The organism is Xanthomonas cassavae CFBP 4642, assembly GCF_000454545.1.
In the GTDB taxonomy this organism is placed as follows: domain Bacteria; phylum Pseudomonadota; class Gammaproteobacteria; order Xanthomonadales; family Xanthomonadaceae; genus Xanthomonas; species Xanthomonas cassavae.
Genome location: NZ_CM002139.1, coordinates 4,865,175 through 4,881,706, shown reverse-complemented (window position 1 = coordinate 4,881,706; position 16,532 = coordinate 4,865,175). Strand labels below are relative to the sequence as shown.

Genomic DNA, 16,532 nt, shown 5'->3' with positions numbered 1-16,532 from the left:
GCGCGCGACGTTCTGCCGGCCATGCTTAGAAGCTGTAGGCCAGCTGCGCGTAGATGCGGCGCGGCTCGCCAGGGAAGTGCCCGCCGCGGGCATTGAAGCCGCTGACTGCATAGACCTTGTCGAACAGGTTCTTGACGTTGACCTGCAGCTTCCACGCATTCCACTGGGTCTGCCAGCTGATGTCGTAGATCGCATACGGCTTGACCCGCTGACCCTCCAGGCTGACGCGTTCGCCCACGTAATCGGCGCCGAACGCGATGGCCGAGCGCCAGGCCGGCAGGTCGTAACGCGTCCACAGGCCGAAGGTATTGCGCGGCGCATTGGCGAACCGGTCGCCGGAGGCATTGGTGATGCCATCGGTGCCGGCATCGAGCACGCGCGCATCGTTGTAGGCGTAGGTGAGGTTGAGCACCCAGCGTTCGGTGAGGTCGGCAAGCAGGTCGACCTCCAGCCCTTCGCTGCGTACCAGGCCCAGTGCGGACAGCTGATTGACGCCGTCCACGATCTGCCCGTTCGCCTGCACGATATTGCTGCGCTCGATACGGTATAGCGCAGTGTTCAAGGTGAGCCCACCATCGTTGAGCGCGGTCTTCAGGCCCAGCTCCCACTGCGTGCTGCGTTCAGGGTCGAAGGGCCCGCCCACGCTGGCGTCCTGGCTGGCCGCGTCCTGCGGCACGAAGCCGCTGGCGTAGCTGGCATAGGCATTGATGCCCTCGCGCAGTACCACGGTGCTGCCGACGCGCCAGCTGAGATCGTTGCCGGTCACGCGCGAATCATCCAGCAGGTTGTCGTCCTTGAAGCCATCCCAGCGCAGCCCGGCCATCGCATGCCAGCGCGGGGTGAGGGTGAGTTCGTCCTGCAGATAGGCGCCGTAGCGCTGGCTGCGGGTGCTGGTGGCGCGCCAGGGCAGCGTGTCCAGGCCATAGTCGTAGAAACCGCTGCGGCCGTACACCGGGTTGAACAGGTCGATGCCCGGCACCGGCCCACGCACGCGTCCGGTATCTGCGGTGTTGGCGGTCTGCGCGCGGAAGTCGGCATCCAGCCGGTAGTAGTCGGCACCCATCAACAGCTTGTGCTCGATGCCGCCGATGCTGGTGCGAAACACCGCGTTGACGTTGCCGGAGATCGCATCGTTGTCGCGGTACTGGTTGCGCAACTGGCGCGTCATCCATTCGGCGGTGCCATCGCGATCGCGATCGATCAGGCCCATCGGCTCGTGATAGATCTGATGCTCATCGTTCTTGAACCAGCGCAGTGCCAAGTCCACATCCCACGCACTGGACGGCGAAAAGCGGTACTGCGCGAACGCCACCTTGGCGCGCATGTCCAGGAAGTCGGTGGGCTCGTTGTGGTTCCAGCGCCGGTCGGTGAGGAAGTTGCCATCGTCGTCCACCGGCACGCCGCGCAGGCGATTGCCGCCCAGGTTCTGGGTGATGTCGGTGTACTGCAGGACCAGTTCGCCGGTCTGGCCGATGTCGAACGCCACCGACGCATCACCGATCTGACTCTGGCTGTCGGTGTTCCAGCGGAACCCGTCTTCGCCGTCGGCATACGCACCGATGCGGTAGCGCACGCGCCCGTCCTCGCGCGCCGGGCCGGTGGCTTCGAACGAGGCTGCGCCGAAGGATTGGTTGCCCACTTGCAGCTCCCCCCGCCGCTGCGCCTGGTGCGCTGGCTTGCGGGTGACGTAGTTGATGACGCCACCCGGTTCGCCGCCGCCATACAGGGCGCCGGCGGGGCCCTTGAGCACTTCCACCCGTTCGATATTGAACAGCTGCGGCACCGAGAAACCGGCATACGGATCGCCACGCAGCCCGTCGTACAGCACGTTTTCCTGGCGGAACCCGCGCAGGGTGACGCCGGCATAACTGAAGAAGCTGATGCCGCTGATGCTGCGGTATAGATCGGTGATCTGCCGCGCGGCCTGATCGTCGATCAGCTCGCGCGGCAACACCTGCACCGACTGCGGCACCAGTGCCAATGGGGTATCGGTCCGCGTGGCTACCGCTGCGTCCTCGGACTTGTACAGGGTCTGCGCACGGCCGATCACGTTGATGCCATCGAGCTCGGTGACGTCGGTATGGGTGGGTTGCTGGGCGGCGGCGCGCGGCGAAGGCAACGCCAAGGCGGCGGCGAGTGCGGTGACAAGGAGCGTGGGACGCATCGTTCACTAATGGGAATGGTTATCAAATGCATCTTAGCATGGTGTGCTGCCTGATTGCGGGGGGAGTTCCAGCGGAACAGTGGCTGCGGCTACCTGGATGTGCTGCCGCGCAATGTGCAGATGCAGATGCACGTGCAGATACAACGTTGCAGAGCATTCCTTCTCCCGCCAGGAGAAGGTGCCCGAAGGGCGGATGAGGGTGCGGGCGAAGCCAAGTGTCGTTGCGTCTGACACGAGGACTTTGAGTGACACACCAACAGCGGCATCGCTTGCTTTGCAGAATTGCTTGATGCGCCGTTCCCTCACCCCAACCCCCGCTCCGCTCCGCGCCCCGGCCTGCGCTTGCGGCGCAGGCGCTCCAAGGCACGCGCGCTTGGCGCGCACGCTGTGCCTTTTCGCCCCGAGGGGGGAGAGGGACTTTGCATGGCGGCCATGCTTGATGGTTCTTGTTTTTCTTCCGTAGCCGCTACGCAGCAGCGCTGCAGGTGGCTTTACTGAGGACGCAATTGCAGCGTGTAACGCGTGGCAGTGGGCAGAAAAGGGGTGGGCCGGCCATGTACCCAATCGTCGTGCCCTGCGCCCCAGAACGGCGACAGCGGGTGTCCGCTCTGGCCGCCCGGCATGTGCACGATGCCGTCCTGCTCGTGGCCGGGCGACACCACCATGCGTTCGGAGGCGCCAAATGCCGGGCCTTGCACGCGCGGCATGTCGCGGTCGCCCGGCAGTTGATCAGGTGACATGCACAGCCAGCGCCTGGCGAGCGCAGGCAATGCCCGCGCGATCGGGTGACAGATGGCGGCGGTGTTGCGGTCGCCCCAGGTGCGCTCGCTGAGCGGCTGGTCAGGCGCGAGTAGCGCGGTGTGCGCATCGCGCGCGGCATCGATGAGGAGCTGATCCCAGCTGGCTTGGTCTGGCGGCAGCAGATGCGCCGGGCGCTGCTGCAGCAACGGCCAGACGATCCCTTCCAGCTGTGCCCGCCGCGGCGCCAGGAATGCCTCGCCCAGCGCCGACTTGGCTGGCGCCAGCAGACCTGCTTCCACCGCGTCGATGGTCTTGTTGCGGAAGTCGCGCACGATGCGGTAGCTGACCGAGCCGGCGGACGCATGGCCGTCCCACTGCCGCGTGGCGCGCTCGATCTGCTGCAGTGCCGGGTCCTTGCTGTGCGTGACCACGCCACGCAATAGCTGCCACCAGCGCGTCAGCAGCACCGCGCGATCGTCCAGCTGGATCGCCAGCAGGTCGCGTTCGGTGAATCGCTGCTTGGCGAACAGGTCCTCGCGGATCTGCTGCGCCCGCGCGCCAAGGTCGTAGCCCGCGTTGCCGAGGGTCGCCAGCTGCTGCGCGTCGACGACGCGGCTGTTGGCGGTCCAGAGCCGATGCGAGGGCGGGTCGACCAAGGCAGGCGCGTCATCGCTGCGCACCGGCCAGGGCGTGCAGCCAGCCGCACGCGTGGCTGACTGTGGTCTCGCCGGCATCGCCGGCAGTGGGGCGCTTGCCAACTCGGCGATGCCCGTCGGGCTGCAGCCGGCATTGCGCGCAGGGCGCGCGCCGATCAGGCGCCAGGCGATGCGTCCGCTGCGATCGGCCACTATCAGGTTCTGTGCGGGAATGCCCGAGCGGTCCGCCACGGCGAACGCGCCTTCCAGGTCGCCGGCGTTGCTCATCTGCGCGAAATCCAGGCGGATCGCGCCGGGCAACTGCGCGGCCCAGCGCAACGCCAGCAGGCTGCCGTCGGCGTTCGCGTGCACGATCGGCCCCCAGGCCGCTTCGCGTACGTCGAAGCGTACCGGCGCGGCGCCGGCCACGCGGATGGTTTCCACCTGTGTGGTCAGCGCTTGCGGATGCGCGGGCGTTGCAGCAGGAATGCGTGCGAAGTCGGCGGTGTCGATATAGCTGTTGGTGAAGGCCCAGGCCACATGCCCATTGCTGCCCACCACCATCGCCGGCAGGCCGGGCAGGGTGAAACCGGTGACATCGACCTTGCCGTCGGTGGCGCCGGTGTCGGGATAACGCAACCGCGCGCGGAACCAGATATTGGGTGCGCGCAGGCCCAGGTGCATGTCGTCGGCGACGATGGCGCGGCCGTCTGCGGTGAGCGTGCCATCCACCGCGAAGTTGTTGCTGCCCGGGGTGGGCGGCTCGGCCTGCGGTGTGGTGGGCGGATGCGGCAGCCGGCGCAGGTCCAGCGCTGCGGCATCCGGCACGCTGGCATCGCCCTGGGGTGGGCCGAACAGGGGCGCATCCCAGCTCGACCCCTGGTGATCGAGCAGCGCGGCCAGCGCAGGCGGCACTACGGCGCGAATGCGTGCGGCGGCCAGTTCGGTCTGGTTGTCGTTGTCCTGCAGGTCGGCATACATCGCCATGCCGGTGAGGATGGAATCTTCCATGCTCCAGGCGCGCGGGGTCTGGCGCAGCAACAGGTAAGGCCAGGGCCGCACCCGCAACGCCGTCAGCCCGGCGTTCACGCCGTCGGTATACGCCTGCAGCGCGTCGCGCTGGTCGCCCATGGCGATCTCCAGGCTGGCGCGCACGCGCGCACGCAGCCGATGCACGCGATTGCGCTTGTCCAGGTCCAGCGCCTTGGCACCGAACAGCTCGGCCAGCTCGCCGGCGGGCGCGCGTCGCATCAGGTCCATTTCGAAGTAACGTTCCTGCGCATGCACGTAGCCGAGCGCACGCATCGCATCGATCCGGTCCTGCGCATCGATGGTGACCACGCCGTTGCCATCGCGCTGCACGCCCACCGGTGCGCGCAGGCCGGCGAGCGCAGTGGCACCGTCCAGCTGCGGCAGGCTGCCGCGCAGCAGCAGGTAGACGGTCGCAACGGCGACCAGCGCCAGCACCACGATTCCCAGCGATAGCCGGCCCAGCCATTGACGCATTGTCGGTTCCTTGAGTTCGGTTGGGAGTGGTGGATGCGGCAGGCGGTTGGCGATGGGCAGGCGGCATGACCGACCGGCAGTGTACGAGTGGTAGATGCCGATTCGACGCCCGGCCGGGCCGGATTGGCCGCTGCGAGGCGGTTGGCCCGTTGCGGGCAGTGTCGTTGCCGCTCGTGACCGTGATGGGTCTAGCCGCAAGCGCAACTGAAAGTGATTCCGATTAGATCATTGCCCGTCGGCATAGGGCACCATGCGCGCATTGCGTCGCTGGAGCACACCATGAAAGGCCATCCCCAAGTCGTCGATTACCTCAGGCAGCTGCTGCGCGGCGAGCTGGCGGCACGCGACCAGTATTTCCTGCACTCGCGCCGCTACGAGGACCAGGGCCTGATGGCGCTGTACGAGCGCATCAACCATGAGATGCAGGAAGAGACCGAGCACGCCGACGCCCTGCTGCGGCGCATCCTGTTCCTGGAAGGCGACCCGGACATGCGTCCGGCCGAGTTCACCCCGGGCAAGACCGTGGTGGAGATGCTCGAGCGCGATCTGGTGGTGGAATACGAAGTGCGTGCCGCACTCGCCGCCGGCATGAGGCTTTGCGAGGAGCATGGCGACTATGTCAGCCGCGACGTGCTGCTCAAGCAGTTGCAGGACACCGAAGAAGACCACGCCTGGTGGCTGGAGCAGCAGCTGGGCCTGATCAAGCGGATCGGCCTGGAGCTGTACCAGACCTCGAAGATCGACAAGGGCCACGTCGCCGGTTAAGTGGCGAGTGGCGTGGCAGGCGCTGCGTGGCGCTCGGCGAGGCGGAGCGCTGCGCTGCCCATGAGGGGGCGCCGAGCAGGGCGGTTCCTCGTGCCCAGGGGGAGAGGCGCAGACCAGCTTGGGGCAAGTCGCCTGCATTCGTCAGTACAGGGCCGCCTTCGCGTTCGTGCCGTGCGGCGCCGGGATGCAGGGCGTCAACGACGGCGCGCAGCTGGCCTCGCGTGGCCCCGCGCCTGGAGCGACGCAACGGGCCCGAACGTCGACAACCCGGAATCGCTTGCGCATTAGCGTCAGCCAGTGCAGCGTCAGGCCCGGGACATGGGCCGCGCACGACCCCGCCGGCACTCAGTAGCGTTGCAGGCGATAGACCGCAGTGGTCAGCGCGGTGACTCCCTCGGCGCGAAAACGCGGTTCCTGCTCGAGGATGTCGCGCTGTTCCAACTGCCGCACCTGCCACTGCGCATCGAACAGCGCATGCACTTCGGCGGCATCCACCGCGAAGGGTGGCCCGGCCTTTTCGGCCTGCGGATAGTCCAGGGTGATCAGCAGCCCACCGCAACCGGCCGGCAGGCGCGCGTAGGTCGAGTGCAGATACTGCCGGCGCAGGTCGGCAGGCAATGCCACCAGCGCTGCACGGTCATACACCGCCATGCAATCGGCCAGCACGCTGCGATCGAGTGCGAACGCGTTGCCACAGATGATCTCGATGGGGCCGGCGATGAAATGCTCGCCCGCGCTGCCGGTGTGGCGCTGCGGCTGCAGGCCCGCTTCGGCGAAGAATTGCGTCACGGCCAGCGGCGACAGCTCTACGCCCAAGACACGATGGCCTTGCGCGGCTAGCCAGTGCATGTCCAGCGTCCTGCCGCACAGCGGTACCAGCACGCGTGCGGCATGTGGCAGCTGCAGTGCGGGCCAGTGCTTCTGCAGCAGCGGCATGACCTCGTCCTGATGAAAGCCTGTCTGTCCGTCGTGCCAGCGTTGCAGCCAGAAGTCTGTGTCCATGGTCTCGTCGTGTCGGTGCAACCCGGTGCGGTACCGCGCTTAGGAAAAAACGCGCCTGTGCGCGCCCCGTGGCAGTGGTGCTCAGTATTGCGGGTGATGAGTTGGTTTTCCAGCCAGGCGCATCGATCAGATCGTCGGCTGCGTGGTTGCAAGCTGGGGGAAGGTCCCACCGAACTAGATCCGCTGCATCGGTCCAGACGCTACAGCACTTGCCGGAATCAAGTCGCGTGACTGGGTGATTCAACGGACTGGCAGACGTGCAATGAGCAGCAGTCCCTCTGCATCGGCGCAGGCCTGGTCGTAATGAACCAGGCCACAAAAATCCGTGTCGACCATGATGCCGTGGCCAAGATAGCTCCAGCTCTGGTGGCCGCGCCTCAGCAGCCTGAGGCGACCGCAATGCCAGCCGCGCCGCTGCGCGCCGCATGGGTGAACCACCGTTACTGCACTTCCAGCCCATCGACCTTTTGCCGCGCCTCAGCAGCCTGAGGCGACCGCAATGTCAGCCGCGCCACCGCGCGCCAGTTGAGTGAATGACCGTTACTGCACTTCCGCGCCTCAGCAGCCTGATGTGACCGAAATGTCAGTCGCGCCGCCGCGCGCCAGACGAGTGAATCACCGTCACTGCACCTCCAGCCCATCGACCTTTTGCCACCCTCTCGGCAACAACGACCCACGGCTCGCACGCGCACCCACATACATATCCAGATCCTTGAACGACAGGCTCATGGTGCGTGCGCCGCTGCGTACCAGCAGCGTGTTACCCGGAGCCACTGCGACGACCGCCACCACGCGCTCGGTGCCGAGCTTGGCCTTGGGGATCTCGATGATCTTGTTACCCTTGCCCTTGTCCAGCTCGGGCACGTCGGTGGCCGGTACCGCCAGCAGGTTGCCGGCGCTGGTGACCGCGACAATCCGGTCGGTTTGCGGGTTGCTCACCTGCGCCGGCGTGAGCACGTGCGAACCTGCGGTGAGATTGAGCATGGCCTTGCCGGCCTTGTTGCGGCCGGTGAGGTTTTCGAAGCGGGTGACGAAGCCATAGCCGTGCGAGGACGCCAGCACGAAGCGAGTGGCGTTGTCGGCGCTGGCCATGACCTGGAAGGCGGCGCCCGATGCCGGCGAGAACCGCCCGGTCAGCGGTTCGCCGTTGCCGCGCGCCGAGGGCAGGGTGTGCACCGCGGTGGAATAGGCGCGCCCGTCCGAATCCAGGAACGCCACCTGGTGGGTGCTGCGGCTGCGCACCGCCACCAGCAGGCCATCGCCATCGCGATACGACATGCCGGCCGGGTCCATCTCGTGGCCCTTGGCCGCGCGCACCCAGCCCTTTTCGGACAGCACCACGGTCATCGGTTCGCTGGCGACCATCTCGGTTTCGTCGATAGCCTGGGCGGCACCGCGCTGCACCAGCGGCGAGCGGCGTGCATCGCCGAATTTCTTGGCGTCGGCAGTGAGTTCGTCCTTGATCAGCTTCTTCAGCTTGGCCTTGCTGTCCAGGATGGCCATGATTTGCGCACGTTCCTTGGCCAGCGCTTCCTGCTCGCCGCGGATCTTCATTTCCTCCAGGCGCGCCAACTGGCGCAGCTTGGTTTCCAGGATGTATTCGGCCTGTTCCTCGCTGAGCGCGAAGCGCGCGATCAACACCGGCTTGGGCTCGTCCTCGCTGCGAACGATGCGAATCACTTCGTCCAGGTTGAGGAAGGCGACCAACAGGCCTTCTAACAGGTGCAGGCGACGTTCGACCTTCTGCAGGCGATGGGTGAGGCGGCGGGTCACCGTGTCGCTGCGGAAGGTCAGCCATTGGCTCAGCAGGTGCTTGAGGTTCTTGACCTGCGGGCGGCCATCCAGGCCGATCACGTTGAGATTGACGCGGTAGCTGCGTTCCAGGTCGGTGGTGACGAACAGGTGGCCCATCAGCTGCTCGGCATCGACGCGGTTGGAGCGTGGAACCAGTACCACCCGCACCGGGCTGGTGTGGTCGGACTCGTCGCGGATGTCTTCCAGCCATGGCAGCTTCTTGGCGCGCATCTGCTGGGCGATCTGCTCGATCACCTTGGACGGCGAGACCTGATACGGCAACGCATCGATGACGATGTTGGCGTGTTCTTTCTTGTAGGTGGCACGCGCACGCACGCTGCCATGGCCAGTCTCGTAGATCGCGCGCAGGTCGGCTGGCGGGGTGATGATTTCGGCGGTGGTCGGGTAGTCTGGGCCCAGCACGTGCTCGCACAGGTCGGCGACGCTGGCATCGGGGTCGTCGAGCAGGCGCAGCAGCGCGCTGACGATCTCGTTGAGATTGTGCGGTGGCACGTCGGTGGCCATGCCGACCGCAATGCCGGTGGTGCCGTTGAGCAGCAGGTGCGGCAGGCGCGCCGGCAACCAAGTGGGTTCTTCCAGGGTACCGTCGAAGTTGGCCGCCCAGTCGGTGGTGCCCTGGCCGATTTCGCCCAGCAGCACTTCGGCGATCGGGGTCAATTTGGATTCGGTGTAGCGCATCGCCGCGAACGACTTGGGGTCGTCGGTGGAGCCGAAGTTGCCCTGGCCTTCGATCAGCGGATAGCGGTAGGAGAACGGCTGCGCCATCAGCACCAGCGCTTCGTAGCAGGCGCTGTCGCCATGCGGGTGGTACTTGCCGATCACATCGCCGACGGTGCGCGCGGACTTCTTCGGCTTGGCGGCCGCGTTCAGGCCGAGCTCGCTCATCGCATAGACGATGCGGCGCTGCACCGGCTTCAGGCCGTCGCCCAGGAACGGCAGGGCGCGGTCGAGCACCACGTACATCGAATAGTCGAGATAGGCGCGTTCGGCGTACTCGCGCAGCGGCAGCTGCTCGAAGCCATGGAAGGTGGGGCGGGTCAGATCGGTCATGTAAAGCCAGGTCCTACGAAAGAGGAGCCCGCACCGTGGCGCGGACTCGAAGAGCGCCGATTATCCGGATGCGGCGGGGGATGCCAAGCCGCGCGCATGCGTGCCGGCCAGATAACGCTTGGGTGGAGCGCCGAAATGGCGGTGGAACACGCTGACGAAGGCGCTGGGGCTGCTGTAGCCGAGCTGGTCTGCCACCTGCGCCACCGCGCTGCCCTGGCTGAGCCGGCGCAGGCCTTCGGCCAGCCGCGCCTGCTGCCGCCATTGCGCAAAACTCAGGCCGGTTTCATCGCGGAAGTGCCGGCTCAGGCTGCGTGGCGACAGCCCGCCCCAGTCCGCCCAGTCTTCCAGCGAGCGCGGGTCGGCGGGGGTGTCGAGCAGCTGGCGGGCGATCCGCAGTAGCCGACGGTCGGCCGGCATCGGCAGGTGCAGGTGGTCGATCTGCACCTGGCACAGTTCGTCCAGCAGCACCGCCGCCAGGCGTTGCTGGGCCGCATCCAGTGGCTGACCCAGTGGCCAGTCGGCGGCGCGCATGATCGCCTCGCGCGCCAGCCCGGTCAGCCGGATCACGCCGATTTGCCCGGGCAGGGCATGGCAGGCATCCGGCCGTATCGCCACGCCCCAGCCACGCAGCGGCCCGGCCAACTCGGCGGTGTGCTGCCGGCCCGGCGGCATCCAGCCGGCGCAACCTGGCGGCAACGACAGCGTGCCCTGCTCGGTATGCACGGTCAGCACGCCGTGCTCCACGAACATCAGCTGGCCACGCACGTGCGAATGCCAGGCGGTCTCCGGCGCCCACGCCACGCGTAGGTCGGCCAGGAAGGCGATCAGCACCGGGCCATCGGCCCATTCGAAGCTGTCCCTGACCCCGGGCGGCAGCGCATCCACGGGGATTGGCGGGTTTTCGATAGTCATTGGCTGGATTGTATTACCGGGCCAGCCTGGACGGCGCGTAAGGTGGCGATCCTTGCGTGCGGTTTAATCCCGTATAATATATTTGCTTTGACAAATATATTTTTCGGAACAAAATATCCGGTATGAATTCACCGTCCACCCCCTCGCCGTCGTTCGGCCTGCTGTTGCGCCAGGTGCGCGATGCGCTGATGCGTCAGCTCGATGCCGAGATGAAGGGCGAACTGCCCGACTTCGGTTTCAGTCACTACGTCGGCCTGAAGGTGCTTTCGGTGCGCTCGCCGTGTACGGCCAACGAGCTGGCGCTGGCGCTGGACCAGACCCCGAGCGCGGTGACCCGCCTGCTCGACAAGCTCGAAGCGCTCGGCGCGGTGCGACGCGAGCCGCATGCCCAGGATCGGCGCGCGCTGCAGATCGTCATGACCGAGCAGGGCGTGGCGTTGTGGGAGCGCCTGCGCCAGCGCGGTGAGCGTGCGATCGAGCACGGCCTGCGCGACCTGTCCGTGCCCGAGCGCGAGCAGCTCACTTCTCTTCTCATCCGTGTCCGCGATGCACTCAACTCATGAACGCTGCTAGTTCCTTTCTTCAGACACTGCGCCCGCGCTCGACGCGCCTGGCGCGGCCGCTTGTGCTCACCGCGTTGAGCCTGGCGCTGGCCGCATGTGCCAGCAGCCGTGGCCTGGCGCCGCAAGGCACCGTGCTGCAGCCCGGCGACGTGCATGCCGAGCGCACCCTGGCGCAGCAATCCACCCTGCGCCCGGCCGCGTGGCCTGCCAGTGATTGGTGGCGCGCGCTGGGCGATGCACAGCTGGACGCGCTGATCGCCGAAGGCCTGCAGCACAGCCCCAGCCTCGCTGCGGCCGATGCACGGCTGCGCCAGGCCCAGGCGCGCATCGGCAGCGCGCAGGCCGAGCGCGGCCCCAGCCTGTCGGTGTCCGGTGGTTACACCGGCCTGCAGCTGCCCGAATCCATGGTCGGCGAGGAGCTCGGCGGCAGCTACGGTGGCAGCGCGCAGGTGGTGCTGGATTTCCGCTACGGCGTCGATCTATGGGGGGGCAAGCGTAGCGCGTGGGAAGCGGCGGTCGATCAGGCGCATGCGGCCGAGGTGGATGCACAGGCCGCGCGATTGAATCTGTCGTCAGCAATCGCCGAAGGTTATGCGCAGCTTGCCTACGCGTGGAGCCTGCACGACGTAGCCAATGACGAAGTGAGCCGCGCGCACAAGACACTGGAGTTGACGCAGCAACGCCGCGGTGCCGGGATCGACAGCGACCTGCAGGTGCGTCAGGCGCAGGCGCGCGTGCCGGCCGCGCAGCAGCAACTGCAGTCCGCGCAGCAGCAGATCGACGAAGCGCGCACCGCACTGGCCGCGCTGGTCGGGCAGGGCCCGGATCGCGGGCTGCAGATCGCACGCCCGACGCTGGGTACCGGGCTCGCCACGCAGCTGCCGAGCACCTTGCCGGCCGATCTGCTGGGCCGACGCCCGGACGTGGTGGCGGCGCGCTGGCGGGTGGAGGCGGCCGACAAGGACATCGCGGTCGCCAAGACCCGCTTCTATCCCAGCCTCAACCTCACCGCACTGGGTGGGGTGGTCAACCCGGATGTCGGCAAGCTGCTGGAAAGCGGCTCGGTGTTCGGGTTGGTGGCACCGGCACTGAGCCTGCCGATCTTCGACGGCGGCAAGTTGCGCGCCAACCTGGCCGGCAGCGATGCGCAGTACGACCTGGCCGTGGCCGACTACAACCAGAAGGTGATTGCCGCGCTGCGCGAAGTGGCCGACCAGGTCACCGCCGTGCGGTCGCTGCAGCAACGCGCGCAGGCGCAGGACGACGCCGTGCAGACCGTGACGGCGGCCTTCGATCTGGCCCAGCAGCGCTACCGCGCCGGCATCGGCAGCTATCTGGAAGTGCTCAGCGTGCAGGAGCAGCTGCTCGTTGCACGCCAGCGCATGGCCGGGCTGCAGTCGCAACAACTCCTGGCCTCGGTGAGGCTGCAGCGTGCACTGGGCGGCGGATTCACGCCGGAGCCCGCACGCGACACCGCACGTACCGCGCCCACTTCCGCACAACCGAATTCCTGAGACATCGACGATGAGCCAGACGACTCCTGCTTCTTCCCAACCCGCGCCGGCCGCACCCAGCAAGCGCCGAGCGGCGCTGCGCATCGTGGCCATTGTGGTGATCCTGGCGATCATCGGTCTGGTGGCGTGGTACTTCCTGGTCGGCCGCTGGCACGAGGACACCGACGATGCCTACGTGCAGGGCAACCAGGTGCAGATCACCCCGATGGTGGGCGGCACCGTGGTCAGCATCGGCGCCGAAGACGGCATGCGCGTGGAGCGCGGCCAGCTGCTGGTGCAGCTGGACCCGGCCGATACCGCGGTGGCGCTGCAGCAGGCCGAAGCCAACCTGGCCAAGACCGTGCGCCAGGTGCGCGGGCTGTATCGCAGCGTGGAAGGTGCGCAGGCCGAAGTGTCCGCGCGCGAAGTGACGCTGCGCAGCGCCCGCGCCGACTTCGCGCGGCGCAAGGATCTTGCCGCGACCGGCGCCATCTCCAACGAAGAACTCGCGCATGCCCGCGAAGAACTGGCGGCCGCCGAGGCCGCGGTGAGCGGTTCGCGCGAGAGCCTGGAGCGCAATCGCGCGCTGGTGGACGACAGCGATCTGGCCAGCCAGCCGGACGTGCAGACCGCCGCCGCGCAGCTGCGCCAGGCCTATCTCAACCACGCGCGCACCGGTGTGGTGGCGCCGGTGTCCGGTTATGTGGCGCGGCGCTCGGCGCAGGTTGGCCAGCGCGTGCAGCCGGGCAGCGTGCTGATGGCGGTGGTGCCGCTGGAGCAGGTGTGGGTGGAAGCCAACTTCAAGGAAACCCAGCTCAAGCACATGCGCCTGGGCCAGGAAGTGGAGCTGCATTCGGACCTGTACGGCGGTGGCGTGGATTACACCGGTCGCATCGAAAGCCTGGGCCTGGGCACCGGCAGCGCGTTCTCGCTGCTGCCGGCGCAGAACGCCAGCGGCAACTGGATCAAGATCGTGCAACGCGTGCCGGTCCGCATCGTGGTGGACAGCAAGCAGCTGGCCAGCAACCCGTTGCGCATCGGCCTGTCGATGAAGGTCGATGTGAACCTGCACGACCAGCAGGGCCGCGTGCTGCCGGCCAAGGCCGCCACGGGCGCGGTGTTTTCCACCGATGTGTATGCGCAGCAGCTGCAGGCCGCCGACGCCGACATCCATCGCATCATCCAGGACAACCTGCCGACGCAGGCTGCCACCAAGGCGGGCTGAGCCACCATGTCTTCGCAAGCTCCCACCGCGCCCGGCGGCCCGGCGGCACCGGCGCCCGCGGCCGGCTTTCGCCCGGCAAGCGTGGTGTTGTGCACCGTGGGCCTGGCGATGGCCTCGTTCATGCAGGTGCTGGACACCACCATCGCCAACGTCTCGCTGCCCACCATCGCCGGTAATCTCGGCGCCAGTTCGCAGCAGGCCACCTGGGTCATCACCTCGTTCGCGGTGAGCACCGCGATCGCGTTGCCGCTGACTGGCTGGCTGAGCCGTCGTTTCGGCGAAACCAAGTTGTTCGTGTGGTCCACGCTGGCCTTCACCGTCGCCTCGCTGCTGTGCGGGCTTGCGCAGAGCATGGGCATGCTGGTGGTGGCGCGCGCGTTGCAGGGCTTCGTGGCCGGCCCGATGTATCCCATCACCCAGAGCCTGCTGGTGTCGATCTATCCGCGCGAGAAACGCGGGCAGGCGCTGGCGTTGCTGGCGATGATCACGGTGGTGGCGCCGATCGCCGGACCGATCCTGGGCGGCTGGATCACCGACAACTACAGCTGGGAATGGATCTTCCTGATCAACGTGCCGCTGGGCATCATCGCCAGCAGCATCGTCGGTTCGCAGTTGCGGCATCGCCCCGAACAGCTCGAAAAGCCGCGCATGGACTATATCGGCCTGATCCTGCTGGTGGTGGGCGTGGGTGCGCTGCAGCTGGTGCTGGACCTGGGCAACGACGAAGACTGGTTTTCCTCGGACAAGATCATCGTGCTGGCCTGCGTTGCCGCCGTGGCGCTGGTGGTATTCGTGATCTGGGAGCTGACCGACAAGGATCCCATCGTCGATCTCAAGTTGTTCCGGCATCGCAACTTCCGCGCCGGCACCCTGGCCATGGTGGTGGCCTATGCGGCATTCTTCAGCGTGAGCCTGCTGATTCCGCAATGGCTGCAGCGCGACATGGGCTATACCGCGATCTGGGCCGGCCTTGCGACCGCACCGATCGGCATCCTGCCGGTGCTGATGACGCCGTTCGTGGGCAAGTACGCGCTGCGCTTCGACCTGCGCATGCTGGCCACCATTGCCTTCGTGTTCATGTCCTTCACCAGCTTCTTCCGCTCCAACTTCAACCTGCAGGTGGATTTCGGCCATGTGGCCACGATCCAGTTGGTGATGGGCGTGGGCGTGGCGTTGTTCTTCATGCCGGTGCTGCAGATATTGCTGTCGGATCTGGATGGACGCGAGATTGCGGCCGGCTCGGGCCTGGCCACCTTCCTGCGCACGCTGGGCGGCAGCTTCGCCGCCTCGCTGACCACCTATCTGTGGGCGCGCCGCACCCAGGTGCACCATGCGCATATCACCGAACACATCTCGGTCTATACGCCCGGCATGCAGGAGCAGGTCACCGCCATGGGGCAGGGCGATCTGCAACGTGGCGCGGCCTTCCTCAACAACACGATCAACCACCAGGCCTCGCAGATGGGTTTCAACGACATCTTCTACCTGCTGGGCTGGACCTTCCTGGCGATCATCTTCTTCCTGTGGCTGGCCAAGCCGCCGTTCGGTGCGGGCGCCGGTGGTGCGGCGGCGGCTGGCGGGCATTGAGCGCGGATGACAAGGTGCTAGGCCGCTCTAACATCGGCTAAGACAAGGACCTCGCGTCGGGTCTGGTGCAGAGCGGGTGATCTGCGACTTGGCTCCAGGGCCCTTGCCCGCCCACCATCGCGGGACACGCCGCAAGTACATCCGTGTAGGCTCTTACGCGGCATTCATGCCGCGTAAGGTCCCGCGACGGTGGGCGGGCAAGAGCCGGTCGGGATGGTCGGTGTGCGTAGCGCTTGGCAACGCAACCAGCAAACCGTTTGGAGCGGTGAGGGCGCTGCAGCCTTGACCGGCGCAAATGCGGCGATGCGTGTGTTCGCGCTCAACGTGTTGCTGTTTCCGGCGTCCGGCAATGCGCTGGACAGCCTTGCCGAGGCGTATGAGGCAAGCGGAGATCTCGCTCGTTCGAGCGGGGCATCAAGGACATGCCCGCCCCGCCAGGGAAACAATGATCCGACCGAGGGCGTGAGGTCTCAGCTGTTTGTTGCTGGTTGCAGCTTGACTGCCCGGTTCGGTGACGCGTCGCCGTTGTCGGGCTTCGGTTAGGCCTGTTCTGTGTCATGGCGCGGCGTGTCGTCCTGCAAGGGTGCCAGCAGTTGCAGCCGCTTGCCCTGGTAGCGGAACTCGAGCGCGTCCTGTAACTGACGTAGTGCTTGCACCTGGGTGCACAGCGCGTTGGCGTTGGCCTCGATGGTGGATACCTGGGCATCTGCCTTGCATCCAGTTGGCCTTCCATCTGTTGGGCGCGTTTGTCGATTGCGTCCGAGCGCCCGGTGACGATCTGCCAGAGCATGCGGCATCAGTGCGCGGGTCTGTTGTTCCATCTCCCAGAGGCGCCGTGCATCGGCCGTGCTGGTCTGTTGCAGCTTGTGGTCGATGCTCAGTTCGCCGCCGTGGAAGAACATTTCGCGTGGCCAATCGCTGTCGCGGTAAAGCCAGATGCCGCCGCTGTCGGCGAGCACGTTGAACGACGTGCCTAGGGCAACGCTGATCAAGTCGGTCCCTATCGGAGAAAATATGCCCCTTCCTTCAAATCGGAACGACCGATGAAACAGCAGACATTGGCGATGGCGGCCG

The 16,532-nt window shown here is 66.8% G+C and carries 10 protein-coding genes and 1 pseudogene; 5 read left to right on the top strand and 6 right to left on the bottom strand.

What is annotated here, in order from left to right:
- Positions 1–25: 25 nt before the first annotated feature.
- Positions 26–2,164 carry a TonB-dependent siderophore receptor gene (locus XCSCFBP4642_RS0121785; protein WP_029221626.1) on the bottom strand — a complete coding sequence of 713 codons (2,139 nt, stop codon included), beginning with the start codon at positions 2,162–2,164 and terminating at the stop codon, positions 26–28.
- 491 nt (positions 2,165–2,655) lie between these two features.
- On the bottom strand, positions 2,656–5,046 hold the full coding sequence (locus XCSCFBP4642_RS0121780) for a penicillin acylase family protein (protein WP_029221625.1): 2,391 nt from the start codon (positions 5,044–5,046) through the stop codon (positions 2,656–2,658).
- 279 nt (positions 5,047–5,325) lie between these two features.
- On the opposite strand from XCSCFBP4642_RS0121780, the gene bfr reads away from it, so the two are divergent.
- Positions 5,326–5,811: a bacterioferritin gene (gene bfr / locus XCSCFBP4642_RS0121775; protein WP_029221624.1), complete on the top strand. Its 486-nt coding sequence runs from the start codon at positions 5,326–5,328 to the stop codon at positions 5,809–5,811.
- Between the two features lie 345 nt (positions 5,812–6,156).
- Here the strand turns inward: bfr and XCSCFBP4642_RS0121770 are convergent, their stop codons facing one another.
- From XCSCFBP4642_RS0121770 to XCSCFBP4642_RS0121760, 3 genes are all read right to left on the bottom strand, one after another.
- Positions 6,157–6,813: a thiopurine S-methyltransferase gene (locus tag XCSCFBP4642_RS0121770; RefSeq protein WP_029221623.1), complete on the bottom strand. Its 657-nt coding sequence runs from the start codon at positions 6,811–6,813 to the stop codon at positions 6,157–6,159.
- Positions 6,814–7,434: 621 nt separating this feature from the next.
- The gene (gene parC, locus XCSCFBP4642_RS0121765; protein WP_029221622.1) at positions 7,435–9,678 is read right to left on the bottom strand and encodes a DNA topoisomerase IV subunit A; all 2,244 of its coding nucleotides are present in this window, start codon (positions 9,676–9,678) and stop codon (positions 7,435–7,437) included.
- A 60-nt stretch (positions 9,679–9,738) separates the two neighbouring features.
- A complete protein-coding gene (locus XCSCFBP4642_RS0121760) occupies positions 9,739–10,590 on the bottom strand; it encodes an AraC family transcriptional regulator (RefSeq protein WP_029221621.1) in 852 nt (283 codons plus the stop codon).
- Positions 10,591–10,712: 122 nt separating this feature from the next.
- Between XCSCFBP4642_RS0121760 and XCSCFBP4642_RS0121755 the strand changes: the two genes are divergently transcribed.
- From XCSCFBP4642_RS0121755 to XCSCFBP4642_RS0121740, 4 genes are read left to right on the top strand one after another with little or no spacing between them, the layout of a single operon-like run.
- Positions 10,713–11,153 (top strand): MarR family winged helix-turn-helix transcriptional regulator, encoded by a 441-nt coding sequence (locus XCSCFBP4642_RS0121755; RefSeq protein ID WP_029221620.1) that lies wholly within the window; start codon positions 10,713–10,715, stop codon positions 11,151–11,153.
- The gene (locus tag XCSCFBP4642_RS0121750; RefSeq protein ID WP_033898653.1) at positions 11,150–12,667 is read left to right on the top strand and encodes an AdeC/AdeK/OprM family multidrug efflux complex outer membrane factor; all 1,518 of its coding nucleotides are present in this window, start codon (positions 11,150–11,152) and stop codon (positions 12,665–12,667) included. Before XCSCFBP4642_RS0121755 ends, XCSCFBP4642_RS0121750 begins: the two co-directional genes overlap by 4 nt.
- A 10-nt stretch (positions 12,668–12,677) precedes the next feature.
- Positions 12,678–13,871, top strand: a complete 1,194-nt coding sequence (locus XCSCFBP4642_RS0121745) for an HlyD/EmrA/EmrK family protein (RefSeq protein ID WP_029221618.1) — start codon at positions 12,678–12,680, stop codon at positions 13,869–13,871.
- A gap of 6 nt (positions 13,872–13,877) precedes the next feature.
- Positions 13,878–15,458: a DHA2 family efflux MFS transporter permease subunit gene (locus XCSCFBP4642_RS0121740; RefSeq protein WP_029221617.1), complete on the top strand. Its 1,581-nt coding sequence runs from the start codon at positions 13,878–13,880 to the stop codon at positions 15,456–15,458.
- Positions 15,459–16,237: 779 nt separating this feature from the next.
- Here XCSCFBP4642_RS0121740 and XCSCFBP4642_RS30950 read toward each other — a convergent pair.
- Positions 16,238–16,435: pseudogene (locus XCSCFBP4642_RS30950) on the bottom strand (hypothetical protein); the annotation flags it as partial.
- Between the last annotated feature and the right edge of the window lie 97 nt (positions 16,436–16,532).

Bases quoted from the DNA above. Each gene is read 5' to 3' on its own strand.
- XCSCFBP4642_RS0121755 (WP_029221620.1), top strand. From the start codon at position 10,713: ATGAATTCACCGTCCACCCCCTCGCCGTCGTTCGGCCTGCTGTTGCGC.
- XCSCFBP4642_RS0121785 (WP_029221626.1), bottom strand. From the start codon at position 2,164: ATGCGTCCCACGCTCCTTGTCACCGCACTCGCCGCCGCCTTGGCGTTG.
- parC (WP_029221622.1), bottom strand. From the start codon at position 9,678: ATGACCGATCTGACCCGCCCCACCTTCCATGGCTTCGAGCAGCTGCCG.
- XCSCFBP4642_RS0121770 (WP_029221623.1), bottom strand. From the start codon at position 6,813: ATGGACACAGACTTCTGGCTGCAACGCTGGCACGACGGACAGACAGGC.
- XCSCFBP4642_RS0121750 (WP_033898653.1), top strand. From the start codon at position 11,150: ATGAACGCTGCTAGTTCCTTTCTTCAGACACTGCGCCCGCGCTCGACG.
- XCSCFBP4642_RS0121780 (WP_029221625.1), bottom strand. From the start codon at position 5,046: ATGCGTCAATGGCTGGGCCGGCTATCGCTGGGAATCGTGGTGCTGGCG.
- XCSCFBP4642_RS0121745 (WP_029221618.1), top strand. From the start codon at position 12,678: ATGAGCCAGACGACTCCTGCTTCTTCCCAACCCGCGCCGGCCGCACCC.
- bfr (WP_029221624.1), top strand. From the start codon at position 5,326: ATGAAAGGCCATCCCCAAGTCGTCGATTACCTCAGGCAGCTGCTGCGC.
- XCSCFBP4642_RS0121760 (WP_029221621.1), bottom strand. From the start codon at position 10,590: ATGACTATCGAAAACCCGCCAATCCCCGTGGATGCGCTGCCGCCCGGG.
- XCSCFBP4642_RS0121740 (WP_029221617.1), top strand. From the start codon at position 13,878: ATGTCTTCGCAAGCTCCCACCGCGCCCGGCGGCCCGGCGGCACCGGCG.